This window comes from Arthrobacter sp. 10N44_2, assembly GCF_056394385.1.
Map to the genome: position 1 here is coordinate 1 of NZ_JBFTHT010000067.1, position 349 is coordinate 349.

The 349-nt window shown below is 72.2% G+C and carries 1 pseudogene; it reads left to right on the forward strand.

The features are described 5' to 3' along the window. Positions 1-264, forward strand: a pseudogene (locus AC1DBX_RS20750) (DNA-3-methyladenine glycosylase 2 family protein); the annotation flags it as partial. Positions 265-349 lie beyond the last annotated feature (85 nt).

Sequence of the window (349 nt, forward strand, 5' to 3'; positions counted from 1 at the left end):
GTCATCGACGTCGGCGAGTCGCGCGAGGAGCTCGAGGCCCGTCTGGTCGCGCGGCCGGGCATCGGACCGTGGACGGCCGGCTACGTCGCGATGCGCGTGCTGGGAAGCCCGGACATCCTGCTGACGAGCGACCTGGCCATCCGGCAGGGGGCGGCCAAGCTCGGGCTGCCGTCCGAGGCACGCGCCCTCGCCGCGCACGGCGCGAGCTGGGCGCCGTGGCGCAGCTATGCAGGAATGCACCTGTGGCGCGCGGCTTCGGCGTAGGATTCCAGACGTAACTGCGCGATCCGGTGAGGAGGGAGCCGACGTTGCCCTCGATCACCGTGGTGATCCCGGCTCTCGACGACGC